The organism is Micromonospora sp. BL1 (assembly GCF_003667485.1).
GTDB lineage: Bacteria > Actinomycetota > Actinomycetes > Mycobacteriales > Micromonosporaceae > Micromonospora > Micromonospora tulbaghiae.
On sequence record NZ_RCVK01000167.1, the window covers coordinates 1 to 13,317 of the forward strand.

At 72.4% G+C, this 13,317-nt stretch carries 12 protein-coding genes; 10 read left to right on the plus strand and 2 right to left on the minus strand.

Annotated elements, in window-relative coordinates; translation table 11 throughout:
• On the minus strand, positions 1–458 hold a 458-nt coding region (locus EAD96_RS06455), incomplete at its 3' end, for an SAM-dependent methyltransferase (RefSeq protein WP_233585492.1).
• A 193-nt stretch (positions 459–651) separates the two neighbouring features.
• Here EAD96_RS06455 and EAD96_RS06460 point away from each other — a divergent pair.
• The 7 genes from EAD96_RS06460 (at position 652) to EAD96_RS06490 (ending at position 7,386) form a co-directional block, all read left to right on the plus strand.
• Positions 652–1,581, plus strand: a complete 930-nt coding sequence (locus EAD96_RS06460) for a Rossmann-like and DUF2520 domain-containing protein (protein WP_121683612.1) — start codon at positions 652–654, stop codon at positions 1,579–1,581.
• Positions 1,581–2,423 carry a pantoate--beta-alanine ligase gene (gene panC / locus EAD96_RS06465; protein ID WP_121683613.1) on the plus strand — a complete coding sequence of 281 codons (843 nt, stop codon included), beginning with the start codon at positions 1,581–1,583 and terminating at the stop codon, positions 2,421–2,423. Before EAD96_RS06460 ends, panC begins: the two co-directional genes overlap by 1 nt.
• 30 nt (positions 2,424–2,453) lie before the next feature.
• The gene (gene panD / locus EAD96_RS06470) at positions 2,454–2,882 is read left to right on the plus strand and encodes an aspartate 1-decarboxylase (RefSeq protein WP_121683614.1); all 429 of its coding nucleotides are present in this window, start codon (positions 2,454–2,456) and stop codon (positions 2,880–2,882) included.
• 196 nt (positions 2,883–3,078) lie between these two features.
• Complete coding sequence (locus tag EAD96_RS06475) at positions 3,079–3,972, plus strand: septum formation family protein (protein ID WP_121683615.1); 894 nt, start codon at positions 3,079–3,081, stop codon at positions 3,970–3,972.
• Between the two features lie 61 nt (positions 3,973–4,033).
• On the plus strand, positions 4,034–5,725 hold the full coding sequence (locus EAD96_RS06480) for an L-aspartate oxidase (protein WP_121683616.1): 1,692 nt from the start codon (positions 4,034–4,036) through the stop codon (positions 5,723–5,725).
• Entirely contained in the window at positions 5,722–6,618 is an 897-nt protein-coding gene (gene nadC, locus EAD96_RS06485; RefSeq protein ID WP_121683617.1) for a carboxylating nicotinate-nucleotide diphosphorylase, read from the plus strand. Before EAD96_RS06480 ends, nadC begins: the two co-directional genes overlap by 4 nt.
• Positions 6,619–6,627: 9 nt before the next feature.
• Entirely contained in the window at positions 6,628–7,386 is a 759-nt protein-coding gene (locus EAD96_RS06490) for a type III pantothenate kinase (RefSeq protein ID WP_013288955.1), read from the plus strand.
• A gap of 2 nt (positions 7,387–7,388) precedes the next feature.
• Here the strand turns inward: EAD96_RS06490 and EAD96_RS06495 are convergent, their stop codons facing one another.
• Complete coding sequence (locus EAD96_RS06495) at positions 7,389–8,135, minus strand: class I SAM-dependent methyltransferase (RefSeq protein WP_121683618.1); 747 nt, start codon at positions 8,133–8,135, stop codon at positions 7,389–7,391.
• Positions 8,136–8,228: 93 nt separating this feature from the next.
• On the opposite strand from EAD96_RS06495, the gene lysS reads away from it, so the two are divergent.
• The 3 genes from lysS (at position 8,229) to EAD96_RS06510 (ending at position 13,251) form a co-directional block, all read left to right on the plus strand.
• Positions 8,229–9,737, plus strand: a complete 1,509-nt coding sequence (gene lysS, locus EAD96_RS06500) for a lysine--tRNA ligase (RefSeq protein ID WP_121683619.1) — start codon at positions 8,229–8,231, stop codon at positions 9,735–9,737.
• Positions 9,738–9,857: 120 nt separating this feature from the next.
• Complete coding sequence (locus EAD96_RS06505; protein WP_013288952.1) at positions 9,858–10,208, plus strand: Lsr2 family protein; 351 nt, start codon at positions 9,858–9,860, stop codon at positions 10,206–10,208.
• 505 nt (positions 10,209–10,713) lie between these two features.
• Entirely contained in the window at positions 10,714–13,251 is a 2,538-nt protein-coding gene (locus EAD96_RS06510; protein WP_120572812.1) for an ATP-dependent Clp protease ATP-binding subunit, read from the plus strand.
• Positions 13,252–13,317 lie beyond the last annotated feature (66 nt).

The following is a 13,317-nucleotide window of genomic DNA, read 5'->3' on the forward strand; positions in this document are numbered from 1 at the left end:
GAGGGGGGCGGGCCCACCGTCTCCTGGCCGGTTTTCGGGTTCACCAGGAGGACGCGCCAGCCTGCGGGGGTGTGGACCGCCACGTCGACGGGGACGTTGTCCAGCCATTCCGTGGCCAGGAGCAGGCCGGTGATGGCGTCGGGGATGTCGGGCCGCCAGTCGATCTCCGAGGGCAGGCCCGGCGGGCGGGCGGCTCGTTCCACGGCTACCGGCCTGATCCGGGCGGCCAGCTCGGGTGCGGCCTGGGCCAGCAGTGCCCGGAGCAGTTCGCCCCCGCCCGCGCCCACGTCGACCACGTCCAGCCGGGCCGGGTGCCCCAGCGCCGCGTCCACCATCTCGAGCTGCCGCACCAGGCAGGCGGCGAAGCCGGGTGAGGCGTGCACGCTCGTGCGGAAGTGCGCGGCGGGCCCGGCGCCGGAGACGAAGAAGCCGTCCGGCCCGTACAGCGCCCGCTCCATCGCGTCGCGCCAGCGCAGCGGGGAGGTCACCGTGCCGACCCTACGGGACGTACCCGAACGGGCGGTTTGCCCGCCACCGGAGCGGCCGCTTCGGGCGGTCGGTGAAGGTTTTCACACCTTCTTGTTTCGGGTCTGTCACCCGGGCGCATACTTGCCATCGACCGGTACCCCCTTCGAGGACTGGATCGCTGCCATGAGCGCACCGCTGCGCCCCCGGGCCACCGCTGCCCCGCTCGTCTTTCCGCGTACCCTCACCGTCGGCGTCCTCGGCGCCGGCCGGGTCGGCGCCGTGCTGGGCGCGGCCCTCGCCGCCGCCGGTCACCGGGTGGTCGCCGCGTCCGGCGCTTCGGGCGCGACAGGGGCCCGGCTGGCGCTGCTGCTGCCGCAGACCCCGCACCGCGCCGCGTCCGAGGTGGCGCGCGCCGCCACCGACCTGCTGATCGTCGCGGTCCCCGACGACGCGCTCGCGGGCGTGGTCGCCGACCTGGCCGCGAGCGGCGCGCTGCGTCCCGGCCAGGTGGTGGCGCACACGTCCGGCGCGCACGGGCTCGCCGCGCTGGCCCCGGCCGTCGAGGCGGGCGCCCGGCCGGGCGCGCTGCATCCGGCGATGACCTTCACCGGTACGCCGGACGACCTGTCCCGGCTGCCGGGCATCTCCTACGGGGTGACCGCCCCGGCCGAGCTGCGCCCGTTCGCGGCCCGGCTGGTGGCCGACCTGGGCGGCGTACCGGAGTGGGTCGGTGAGCACGACCGCCCGCTCTACCACGCGGCGCTCGCACACGGCGCGAACCACCTGGTGACGCTCGTCAACGAGGCCGCCGACCGGCTGCGCGACGCCGGGGTGGAGCGGCCGGAGAAGGTGCTCGCCCCGCTGCTGCGGGCCGCGCTGGAGAACGCGATGCGGCTGGGCGACGACGCGCTGACCGGCCCGGTTTCGCGGGGCGACGCGGGCACCGTACGCCGGCATCTGGACCGGCTGGCGCGGACCGCGCCGGAATCCGTACCCGCGTATCTGGCGTTGGCACGACGGACGGCGGACCGTGCCGTCGCGGTCGGCCGCCTCCGCCCGGCGGACGCGGCCGCGCTGCGGAACGTGCTCGACGGAATCGAGGTGGCGGCCTGATGGCCGAGGTGCTGCACACGCGCAAGGAACTGGCGGCCGCCCGCGAGGCGATGGCCGGCCCGGTCGGCGTGGTGATGACCATGGGCGCGCTGCACGCCGGGCACGAGGCGCTGCTGCGCGCCGCCCGCGAGCGCGCCGGCCACGTGATCGTCACGATCTTCGTGAACCCGCTGCAGTTCGGCCCGAACGAGGACTTCGACCGCTACCCGCGCACGCTCGACACGGACCTGGAGATCTGCCGCCGGGCCGGCGTGGACGCGGTGTTCGCGCCCTCGGTGACCGAGATGTACCCGGAGGGCCGGCCCACCGTGCGGCTCGACCCGGGTCCGCTCGGCGAGGACCTGGAGGGCCTGAGCCGTCCCGGCTTCTTCCACGGCGTGCTCACCGTGGTCATGAAGCTGCTCCAGCTCACCCGCCCCGACCTGGCGTTCTTCGGCGAGAAGGACTACCAGCAGCTCACCCTGGTCCGCCGGATGGTCCGCGACCTCGACGTGCCGGCCGAGATCGTCGGCGTGCCGACCGTACGGGAACCGGACGGGCTGGCCATGTCCAGCCGCAACCGGTACCTGTCGGCGGAGGAGCGGCAGACCGCGCTGAGCCTGTCCGCCGCGTTGCGGGCCGGTGCGGCGGCGGCCGAGCGGGGCGAGGACGCGGGTGCGGTGCTGGCCGCCGCACACCGGGCCTTCGACGCGCCGGACGCCCGCCTGGACTACCTGGTGCTCACCGACACCGAGCTGGAACCCGGCCCGGTCAGCGGTCCGGCCCGGCTGCTGATCGCGGCCTGGGTCGGCGCCACCCGCCTGATCGACAACACGGCGATCCACCTCGCGCCGCGTCCCTGAACCCCACCACGAATGCGGAAAGGCACCCCGATGTTCCGGACCATGCTCAAGTCGAAGATCCACCGCGCCACCGTGACCCAGGCCGACCTGCACTACGTCGGCTCGGTCACCGTGGACGAGGATCTGCTCGACGCGGCGGACCTGCTACCCGGCGAACAGGTCGCGATCGTGGACATCACCAACGGCGCCCGGCTGGAGACGTACGTGATCCCGGGCCGGCGGGGCAGCGGCGTGATCGGCATCAACGGCGCCGCCGCGCACCTGGTGCACCCCGGTGACCTGGTCATCCTGATCTCGTACGGGCAGATGGACGACGCCGAGGCCCGCACGTACCGCCCTCGCGTGGTGCACGTCGACGCCGACAACAAGGTCGTCGACCTGTCGACGGACCCGACGACGGCAGCTCCCGGCACCGCCGGAACCCCCATCCCCAACCCTCTCGCCGCCGCCGCGCGCTGACCCCCTTCGCCGCCTCGCGCCGTTGATCTTGCAGTTGGGGCCCCTCCGTCACCCCTTCTGGGCGTTTTGCCGGGGCGGCAAGCGCAAGATCGACGAGGCGGACGGGCGGGGAACGCGGTCTGTCACCGGAAGGTCATTTTCGGCTACCCTGGGCGGACCGTCGGGGATCGACGGTCGTCGGCTGGGGGAGGCCGCGATGCGCCGTGCGATGAGCTTCCTGGTCGCCGCGATGGTCGCGAGCGCCGCCCTGACCGGCTGCGCGGGCGCCGGCGGGCTGGACGCCGACCTCACCGACGACTGGGCCCCGATGGCCGCACCCGGGCCGTTCACCCCGGCCGCGGAGGTCTGCCAGGTCGCGGACTTCACAGCGAGCGTCGGCCTGGCCGCGTACGCGCCGGTCGGCTGCGAGCTGCCGCACCGGGTGGAGACCGTGCACGTCGGTGCGTTCACCGCCGACCGGCCCGACCCGCCGCCGCTCACCTCACCCGAGCTGCGTACCGCGTTCTCCGACTGCGACAAGCGGGCCGCCGGGTACGTGGGTGACGACTGGCGCGCCGGGCGGCTCCGGCTGGCGGTGGCGGTGCCGACGGGCGCCGGCTGGACGGCGGGCTCCCGCTGGTACCGGTGCGACCTGACCGAGCTGACCACGGTCGAGGCGGCGGCCACCGTGGTCACCCGGACGGGCAGCCTGCGCGACGCGCTCAAGACACCCTCCCCGCTCCGGCTCGGCTGCCAGCGCACCGGGCGGGACGCGGGCCGGGTGCAGCGGCTCACCCCGGTCGACTGCACCGTCGCGCACGACGCCGAGTTCGTCGGCGTGTGGGCGGCGCCGGACCGGCCGTACCCGAAGAAGCCGGAGGACTGGGTGCCGCTCTACGACGGCTGCTTCGGCGTGATCGCCCGGTACGCCAGGGTGCCCGCCGACGCGTTCCTGCGCTACCGCAGCGACGTGGTGGTCCGCCCGCCGGCGGCCGGTCGCTGGGCGGTCGGGGACCGCGGCGTGCGCTGCTACCTGTGGCTCAGCGACCGTACGGTGACCACCTCTCTGAAGGGCGCCGGACCGGCCGCCCTCCCGCGCCGGACGAGGTAGCCGAGCGCACTCGTCACGCCCCCGGCGCCCGAGCCGAGTTCGCTTCGGGTTGACTGTGCTCATGGACGTACCCACCGTCGACCTGCCGGCGCTGCCTCGGCTGCTCGCCGCGCCCGCCCCCGGCTGGGTGGAGACGACAGACGTGATCGTGGTCGGTTCCGGCGTGGCCGGGCTGACCGCCGCGCTGCACCTGCGCGAGGCCGGGCTGCACGTCACGGTGGTCACCAAGGTCGACATGGACGAGGGCTCGACCCGCTGGGCGCAGGGCGGGATCGCCGCCGTACTGGATCCGGCGGACACCCCGGACGCGCACGCGTACGACACGGAGGTGGCCGGGGTCGGCCTCTGCGACCCGGCGGCGGTCCGCGCGCTCGTGGCCGAGGGCCCGACCCGGCTGCGTGAGCTGATGCGGATCGGGGCGGAGTTCGACCGCAACCCGGACGGCTCGCTGATGCTGACCCGGGAGGGCGGCCACCGAGCCGACCGGATCGTGCACGCCGGCGGCGACGCCACCGGCGCGGAGGTGCAGCGGGCGCTGCACGACGCGGTCCGCCGCGACCCGTGGATCCGGCTGGTGGAGCACGCCCTGGTGCTGGACCTGCTGCGCGCACCCGGCGACGGGCCGGGCGGGCTCGGCCCGGCCTGCGGCATCACGCTGCACGTGCTCGGCGAGGGCAGCGAGGACGGCGTCGGCGCGATCCTCGGCCGCGCGGTGGTGCTGGCCACCGGCGGGATGGGGCAGATCTTCGCCGCCACCACCAACCCGGCGGTCTCCACGGGGGACGGGGTGGCGCTGGCGTTGCGCGCGGGCGCGGCGGTCACCGACGTGGAGTTCGTCCAGTTCCACCCGACCGCGCTGATCGTGCCGGCCGGCGGGCCGGGCGCGGGGCTGGCCCAGCAGCCGCTGGTGTCCGAGGCGCTGCGCGGCGAGGGCGCCCACCTGGTCGACGGCGACGGCAAGCGCTTCATGGTCGGCCAGCACGAGCTGGCCGAGCTGGCTCCCCGGGACGTGGTCGCCAAGGGCATCCACCGGGTGCTGCTCGCGTCCGGCGCCGACCACGTGTTCCTGGACGCCCGGCACCTCGGCGGCGACTTCCTGGCCCGGCGGTTCCCCACCATCGTGGCGTCCTGCCTGGCCATCGGCGTGGACCCGGCGACCGACCTGATCCCGGTCGCGCCGGCCGCGCACTACGCCTCCGGCGGCGTCCGGACCGACCTGCGCGGCCGTACCTCCATCCCCGGCCTGTACGCCTGCGGCGAGGTCGCCTGCACCGGCGTGCACGGCGCCAACCGGCTCGCCAGCAACTCGCTGCTGGAAGGGCTGGTCTTCTCCCGCCGGATCGCCGAGGACATCGCCGCCGGGCTGCCCGAGCAGACCCGCCCGGCGGAGACCGGCGCCTGGGTGGGCGGGCCGGGCGCGCTGGTGCCGGCGGCCGGCACGGCGGAGCTGCAACGGGCGATGACCCGGGGCGCGGGCGTGCTCCGGTCGGCGCGGACGCTGGAAGCCACCGCCGCCACGCTCACGGAGCTGGGCGCGGGCCGGGGCGTGCCGCGTACCGCCGACTGGGAGGCGACGAACCTGCTCACGGTGGCGTCGACGCTGGTCGCGGCCGCGTACGCGCGCCAGGAGACGCGGGGCTGCCACTGGCGGGAGGACTTCCCGACCGCCGACGAGCGGTGGCTGGGCCACCTGGTGGCCGAGGTGGGCACGGACGGCCGGGTGGCCGAGCGCTGGGAGGAGATCAACCAATGAGGGAGTCGACGGAGCGGGCGCTGCGGGACGGCGGCCTGGACCCGGAGCGCGTCCGGCACGTCATCGTCGACACGCTGCACGAGGATCTGGGGCCCGGCTTCCTCGACGTCACGAGCGTGGCCACCATCCCGGACGAGCAGCACGACACGGCCGATCTGGTGGCGCGCGCCGACGGCGTGGTGGCCGGGCTGCCCGTCGCCGCCGCCGTGTTCGAGCTGGTCGGCGAGGTGACCGGCGCGGGGCGTACGGTCGAGGTCTCGCTTGTGGCCCACGACGGGCAGCGGGTGGCGCGCGGTGACGTGCTGGCCACCGTGTCCGGCCCGACCCGGCTGCTGCTGACCGCCGAGCGGACGGCGCTGAACCTGCTGTCCCGCATGTCCGGGGTGGCGACGCACACCCGGGCCTGGGCCGACGCGCTGGCCGGCACGAAGGCGATGGTGCTGGACACCCGCAAGACCACGCCGGGCCTGCGGGCGCTGGAGAAGTACGCGGTCCGGGCCGGTGGCGGCACCAACAAGCGGATGGGCCTGTACGACGTCGCCATGATCAAGGACAACCACAAGGTCGCGGCGGGCGGGATCGCTGCCGCGTTCCGCCGGGTGCGGGAGGCGTTCCCCGACCTCGCGGTGCAGGTCGAGGTGGACACGCCGGCCGAGGCGGTGGAGGCGGTCGAGGCGGGCGCCCGGTTCCTGCTGCTGGACAACATGACCCCGGCGCAGCTGCGCGAGGTGGTGGCGTCGGTGGGCGACCGGGCGGAGCTGGAGGCCACCGGCGGGCTGACGCTGCCGATGGCGGCCGAGTACGGCGCGACGGGCGTCGACTTCCTCTCCGTCGGCGCGCTCACCCACTCCTCGCCGATCCTGGACATCGCCCTCGACCTGCGCGACGTCTAGGCTGCCGCTGTGCTGCTCTGCATCGACATCGGAAACACGAACACCGTGCTGGCGACCTTCGACGGCGACAAGCTGGTGCATTCGTGGCGGATCAAGACCGACGCCCGTTCCACAGCGGACGAGCTGGGTCTGATGTTCCGCGGACTGCTCGCCGGGGACGCCGTGGAGATCACCGGCGTGGCCGCCTGTTCGACCGTGCCGGCCGCGCTGCGCTCGCTGCGCACCATGCTCGACCGGTACTACGCCGACCTGCCCAGTGTGATCGTCGAGCCGGGTGTCCGGACCGGCGTGCAGCTCGCCATCGACAACCCGAAGGAGGTGGGCGCGGACCGGGTGGTCAACACGCTGGCCGCGTACACGCTCTACGGCGGGCCGTCGATCGTCGTGGACTTCGGCACCACCACCAACTTCGACCTGGTCAGCAGCCGGGGGGAGTTCCTCGGCGGGGCGTTCGCCCCCGGCATCGAGATCTCCTTCGACGCGCTGGCCGCCCGCGCCGCCCAGCTGCGCAAGGTGGAGGCGACCCGCCCGCGTTCGGTGATCGGCAAGAACACCGTCGAGTGCCTCCAGGCCGGGCTCTACTTCGGCTTCGCCGGCCAGGTGGACCGGATCGTCGAGCGGATGTCCGAGGAGCTGGGCGGCGTGAAGGCGGTCATCGCCACCGGCGGCCTGGCGTCGCTGGTGCTCGGCGAGTGCCACACCATCACCCACCACGAGCCGATGATCACGCTGATCGGCCTGCGCATGGTCTACGACCGCAACGTCTGAGGTCAGCGGCGGCGGGCCCGCAGCACGAACGTCCGGTATGGCAGCTCGACCGTCTCCCGGCCGGTCAGGTCCGGGTGGGAGGCGAACAGCTCCGCCAGCTCCGTGTCGACCCGTCGCCGCTCGTCCGCGTCGGCCGTCAGCCAGTACGAGCGGGTGTGCAGCATGCCCACCACCTCGTCCGGCGTGAGTGTGGTGGCGTGCGGGAACTCGCCGACCTCGATGTCGGTGAAGGCGGGGCCGAAGTCCGCGTACCGCTGCGTCACGTCGCCCGCGTTGTCGCCGAGGTGGGCGATCCGGCTCAGCTCCGCGACCCAGCCGACCCGCTCGTTGCGGATGTTCCAGACCGGCGCGAACGTGCCGCCCGGGCGCAGCACGCGGGCCACCTCGGCGTGCGCCGGCTCCCGGTCGAACCAGTGGTAGGCCTGCCCGACCAGCACCGCGTCCGCCGACCCGTCCGGCAGCGGCACCGCCTCGGCGCTGCCGGCGAGCGCCGTCGTACCGGGCGTGGCGGCGGCCAGTTGCGCCCGCATCCCCGGATCCGGTTCCACGGGTACGACCTGAGCCACCGGCCCGGTCAGCGCCAGGAGCCCGCGGGTGAGGATGCCGGTGCCCGCGCCGAGATCGACCACCCGGGCGTCGTGCAGCCCGTCCAGCGCCCAGCGCAGCGCCGCCTCCGGATAGCGGGGACGGAACCGGTCGTAGTCGGCCGCGGCCGCGCCGAACGAGAGCGCCGCAGTGGGGTCGGTCATGGCGGGCAGGTTATCCCGTAACGGCCGCCACGGCGCTTGAGTACGCTCATGTGCTGACCCCGCCGATGTTCCCAAGGCTTGAGGAAGCGTGCCGTGACCGAGCAGAACGCCCTGCCAACAGACCCCGCCGACGACCTTCCCGAGCAGATGAAGGTCCGCCGGGAGAAGCGGGACCGGATGCTCGCCGAGGGCGTCGAGCCGTACCCGGTCGGTTTCCCGCGGACCACCACGCTCGCGCGGCTGCGGGAGCGCTACGCCGACCTGCCCACCGACACCGCCACCGGCGACCGGGTCTCGGTCACCGGCCGGGTGATCTTCATTCGCAACACCGGCAAGCTCTGCTTCGCGACGCTTCGCGACGGTGACGGCACCGAGGTCCAGGCGATGCTCTCGCTGGACCGGGTCGGCGCCGAGCGGCTGGCCGACTGGAAGCGCCTGGTCGACCTCGGTGACCACGTCGGCGTGACCGGCGAGGTGATCACCAGCCGCCGTGGCGAGCTGTCCGTTCTCGCCGAGGAGTGGGCGGTCACCGCCAAGGCGCTGCGCCCGCTGCCGGTGGCGCACAAGCCGCTCAGCGAGGAGTCCCGGGTCCGCCAGCGCTACGTCGACCTGGTGGTCCGCCCGCAGGCCCGGCAGATGGTCCGCACCCGGGCCACCGCCGTCCGCAGTCTGCGCGACACCCTGCACGGGCAGGACTTCGTCGAGGTCGAGACCCCGATGCTGCAACTGCTGCACGGCGGGGCGGCGGCACGCCCATTCGTGACCCACAGCAATGCGCTCGACACGGATCTGTATCTGCGAATCGCGCCGGAACTGTTTCTCAAGCGTGCGGTCGTCGGTGGCGTGGACCGCGTCTTCGAGATCAACCGCAACTTCCGTAATGAGGGCATCGACTCTTCGCACTCGCCCGAGTTCGCGATGCTGGAGGCGTACCAGGCGTACGGCGACTACCACACGATGGCCGAGCTGACCCGAAATCTCGTACAGCAGGCCGCGGTGGCGGTCGCCGGCTCGACGGTGGTGACCCACGCCGACGGGCGCGAGTTCGATCTGGGCGGCGAGTGGCGGTCGGTGACGCTGTTCGGTGTTCTTTCCGAAGCGCTCGGTGAGGAGGTCACCGTCCGCACCGAAAGGGCGCGCCTGGTCGAGTACGCGGACAAGGTCGGTCTCTCCGTCGACCCGAAGTGGGGACCGGGCAAGCTGGCCGAGGAGTTGTTCGAGGAACTGGTCGTGCCGTCCCTTCAGGCGCCGACGTTCGTCATGGACTACCCGGAGGAGACCAGCCCGCTGACCCGGGCCCACCGCAGCGAGCCGGGCCTGGCCGAGAAGTGGGACCTCTACGTGCTCGGATTCGAGCTGGGCACCGCGTACTCGGAGCTGGTCGACCCGGTCGTGCAGCGGGAGCGCCTGGTGGCCCAGGCGCAGCTCGCGGCGCGCGGCGACGACGAGGCGATGCGGCTGGACGAGGACTTTCTCCGGGCGATGGAGTATGGAATGCCGCCGTCCGGCGGCATGGGAATGGGAATCGACCGGCTGCTGATGGCGCTGACGGGACTCGGAATTCGGGAAACGATCCTGTTCCCGTTGGTCCGGCCCGAGTAGGCGCTCCCCGCAAGCCTTCTCCGGCTCGTTACCCCGTCCTATTGACGGAACAAGCGCCGGACGGGTTATTGTGCTCGGTGTATTGCAGGAGTACAACCCTGCTCGAAAGGAATGTGGGACGTGGCCAAGCAGATCATTCACAAGCTGGTCGATGACCTGGACGGCGGGGACGCTGACGAGACCGTCAAGTTCGCGCTCGACGGCGTGCAGTACGAGATCGACCTCTCCGCTTCCAACGCCGGGAAATTGCGCGACGTATTCGCGCCGTACATCGCGAACGGAACGAAGGTCGGTCGCGGGGGCGTGGTCGTGGGCGGCCGGGCCGCTCGGGGCCGGGGCGGCGCGACCGCCGACCGCGAGCAGAACCGGGCCATCCGCGAGTGGGCCAAGAAGGCCGGCAAGGACATCTCCGACCGGGGCCGGATCCCGCAGGAGATCGTGGACGAGTACCACGCGAAGGCGGGGCACTGACCCGACCCTCGTCACGGGCGACGCCGACGCCGGACCGGAGTGCGACTCCGGGCCGGCGTCGCCGTTTCCGTACCGGGACCACCGTTGCGCCCCGCCGTCCCCGGCGGTGCCGGATGTCCGGTCCGGCCCATCCCGGCGCGGGGGCGGCGCCGCCGGGAAGAAATCCCCGCCCGGGGTGGTTGTCCACAGGCGGTGGAGAGTTCATCCACAGGCTGTGGACGACCCGGCGGACGCATCGGTGCCGCCTCCGGTCCACTCGACCGGCCGTTCGGGCGCCGGTCGAATTTCGCTCTGCGCGTACAGGCAGGGGCCCCGGAACACCTCCTGAGCGTGGACGGTTGTCAGAAACGACGTCGGAACGGTCATTCGCGGGGGCACACGACCTCAGCGGAGACGGTCCGCGGCGATAGAGTAAGGAGGCACGGACGCCCGTCCCGGACGTCCGCGCACCGGCCCCGCCGAGATCTGACCATCAAGGCGCACGGCACGTGAGGAGCACGAGGGCATGTTCGAGCGGTTCACCGACCGAGCGCGACGGGTTGTCGTCCTGGCCCAAGAAGAGGCCCGGATGCTCAACCACAACTACATCGGTACGGAACACATCCTGCTGGGCCTGATCCACGAGGGTGAGGGTGTCGCGGCAAAGGCCCTGGAGAGCCTCGGCATCTCCCTGGAGGGCGTGCGTCAGCAGGTCGAGGAGATCATCGGCCAGGGCCAGCAGGCGCCGAGCGGGCACATCCCGTTCACGCCGCGGGCCAAGAAGGTGCTGGAGCTGTCGCTGCGCGAGGCGCTGCAGCTCGGCCACAACTACATCGGCACCGAGCACATCCTGCTCGGCCTGATCCGCGAGGGCGAGGGCGTCGCCGCCCAGGTCCTGGTGAAGCTGGGCGCCGACCTGAACCGGGTGCGCCAGCAGGTCATCCAGCTGCTCTCCGGCTACCAGGGCAAGGAGCCGGCCGCCGCCGGTGCCGCCCCGGGTGAGGCCGCGCCGTCGACCAGCCTCGTGCTGGACCAGTTCGGCCGCAACCTGACCCAGGCCGCCCGCGAGGGCAAGCTCGACCCGGTCATCGGGCGCGAGAAGGAGATCGAGCGGGTCATGCAGGTGCTGTCCCGCCGCACCAAGAACAACCCGGTGCTGATCGGCGAGCCCGGCGTCGGCAAGACCGCCGTGGTGGAGGGCCTGTCCCAGAAGATCATCAAGGGCGAGGTGCCCGAGACGCTGAAGGACAAGCAGCTCTACACGCTCGACCTCGGTGCCCTGGTCGCCGGTTCCCGCTACCGCGGTGACTTCGAGGAGCGCCTGAAGAAGGTGCTCAAGGAGATCCGCACCCGCGGCGACATCATCCTGTTCATCGACGAGATCCACACCCTCGTCGGCGCGGGCGCGGCCGAGGGCGCGATCGACGCCGCCAGCATCCTCAAGCCGATGCTGGCCCGTGGTGAGCTGCAGACCATCGGCGCCACCACGCTCGACGAGTACCGCAAGCACCTGGAGAAGGACGCCGCTCTGGAGCGTCGTTTCCAGCCGATCCAGGTGGGTGAGCCGTCGCTGGCCCACACCATCGAGATCCTCAAGGGCCTGCGGGACCGCTACGAGGCCCACCACCGCGTCTCCATCACCGACGCCGCGCTGGTCGCCGCCGCGACGCTGGCCGACCGGTACATCTCCGACCGGTTCCTGCCGGACAAGGCGATCGACCTGATCGACGAGGCCGGCGCCCGGATGCGGATCCGCCGGATGACCGCGCCGCCGGACCTGCGCGACTTCGACGAGCGCATCGCCCAGGTGCGCCGCGACAAGGAGTCCGCGATCGACGCGCAGGACTTCGAGCGGGCCGCTCAGCTGCGCGACACCGAGAAGCAGCTGCTGGGTCAGAAGGCGCAGCGGGAGAAGGAGTGGAAGGCCGGTGACCTGGACGTCGTCAGCGAGGTCGACGACGAGCAGATCGCCGAGGTGCTCGGCAACTGGACCGGCATCCCGGTCTACAAGCTGACCGAGGAGGAGACCTCGCGCCTGCTGCGCATGGAGGACGAGCTGCACAAGCGCGTCATCGGCCAGGAGGACGCGGTCAAGGCGGTCTCGAAGGCGATCCGGCGTACCCGGGCCGGCCTGAAGGACCCGAAGCGCCCCTCCGGCTCGTTCATCTTCGCCGGCCCGTCCGGCGTCGGTAAGACCGAGCTGTCCAAGGCGCTCGCCGAGTTCCTGTTCGGCAGCGAGGACGCCCTCATCCAGCTCGACATGTCGGAGTTCCACGACCGGTACACGGTGTCCCGGCTCGTCGGTGCCCCTCCCGGCTACGTCGGCTACGACGAGGGCGGGCAGCTGACCGAGAAGGTGCGTCGCCGGCCGTTCTCGGTGGTCCTCTTCGACGAGATCGAGAAGGCCCACCCGGACGTGTTCAACACGCTCCTCCAGATCCTGGAGGACGGGCGCCTCACCGACGGCCAGGGCCGGATCGTGGACTTCAAGAACACGGTCATCATCCTGACCACCAACCTCGGTACGCGTGACGTCGCCAAGGCGGTGTCGCTGGGCTTCCAGGCCTCTGAGGACTCCGAGTCGAACTACGACCGGATGAAGCAGAAGGTCAACGACGAGCTCAAGCAGCACTTCCGGCCCGAGTTCCTGAACCGGATCGACGACACCATCGTCTTCCACCAGCTGCGTCAGAACGAGATCCTGTCGATCGTCGACATCATGATCGCCCGGATCGAGTCCCAGCTGCGGAACAAGGACATGGGTCTGGAGCTGACCGACAACGCGAAGAAGTACCTCGCGAAGAAGGGCTTCGACCCGGTGCTGGGCGCGCGGCCGCTGCGTCGCACGATCCAGCGCGACATCGAGGACAACCTGTCCGAGCGGATCCTGTTCAACGAGCTGACCCCGGGTCAGATCGTGGTCGTGGACTGCGAGGGCGACCCGGAGGACATCGACAAGTCCAAGCTCGTCTTCCGGGGCGCGGACCGGCCGGACGCCGTGCCGGACGCGGTCCCGGCGGACCTCGGCGGCACCGCCGCCACCGGCGCGGACGACGCCGCCTAAGGTCCGCACAGTTCGAGGGCGACGGCCCCGGTAGGCGAAAGCCACCGGGGCCGTCGCCTTCCCATC

Bases quoted from the DNA above. Each gene is read 5' to 3' on its own strand.
- nadC (WP_121683617.1), top strand. From the start codon at position 5,722: ATGAGGGAGTCGACGGAGCGGGCGCTGCGGGACGGCGGCCTGGACCCG.
- EAD96_RS06480 (WP_121683616.1), top strand. From the start codon at position 4,034: ATGGACGTACCCACCGTCGACCTGCCGGCGCTGCCTCGGCTGCTCGCC.
- panD (WP_121683614.1), top strand. From the start codon at position 2,454: ATGTTCCGGACCATGCTCAAGTCGAAGATCCACCGCGCCACCGTGACC.
- EAD96_RS06475 (WP_121683615.1), top strand. From the start codon at position 3,079: ATGCGCCGTGCGATGAGCTTCCTGGTCGCCGCGATGGTCGCGAGCGCC.
- EAD96_RS06510 (WP_120572812.1), top strand. From the start codon at position 10,714: ATGTTCGAGCGGTTCACCGACCGAGCGCGACGGGTTGTCGTCCTGGCC.
- EAD96_RS06495 (WP_121683618.1), bottom strand. From the start codon at position 8,135: ATGACCGACCCCACTGCGGCGCTCTCGTTCGGCGCGGCCGCGGCCGAC.
- panC (WP_121683613.1), top strand. From the start codon at position 1,581: ATGGCCGAGGTGCTGCACACGCGCAAGGAACTGGCGGCCGCCCGCGAG.
- EAD96_RS06460 (WP_121683612.1), top strand. From the start codon at position 652: ATGAGCGCACCGCTGCGCCCCCGGGCCACCGCTGCCCCGCTCGTCTTT.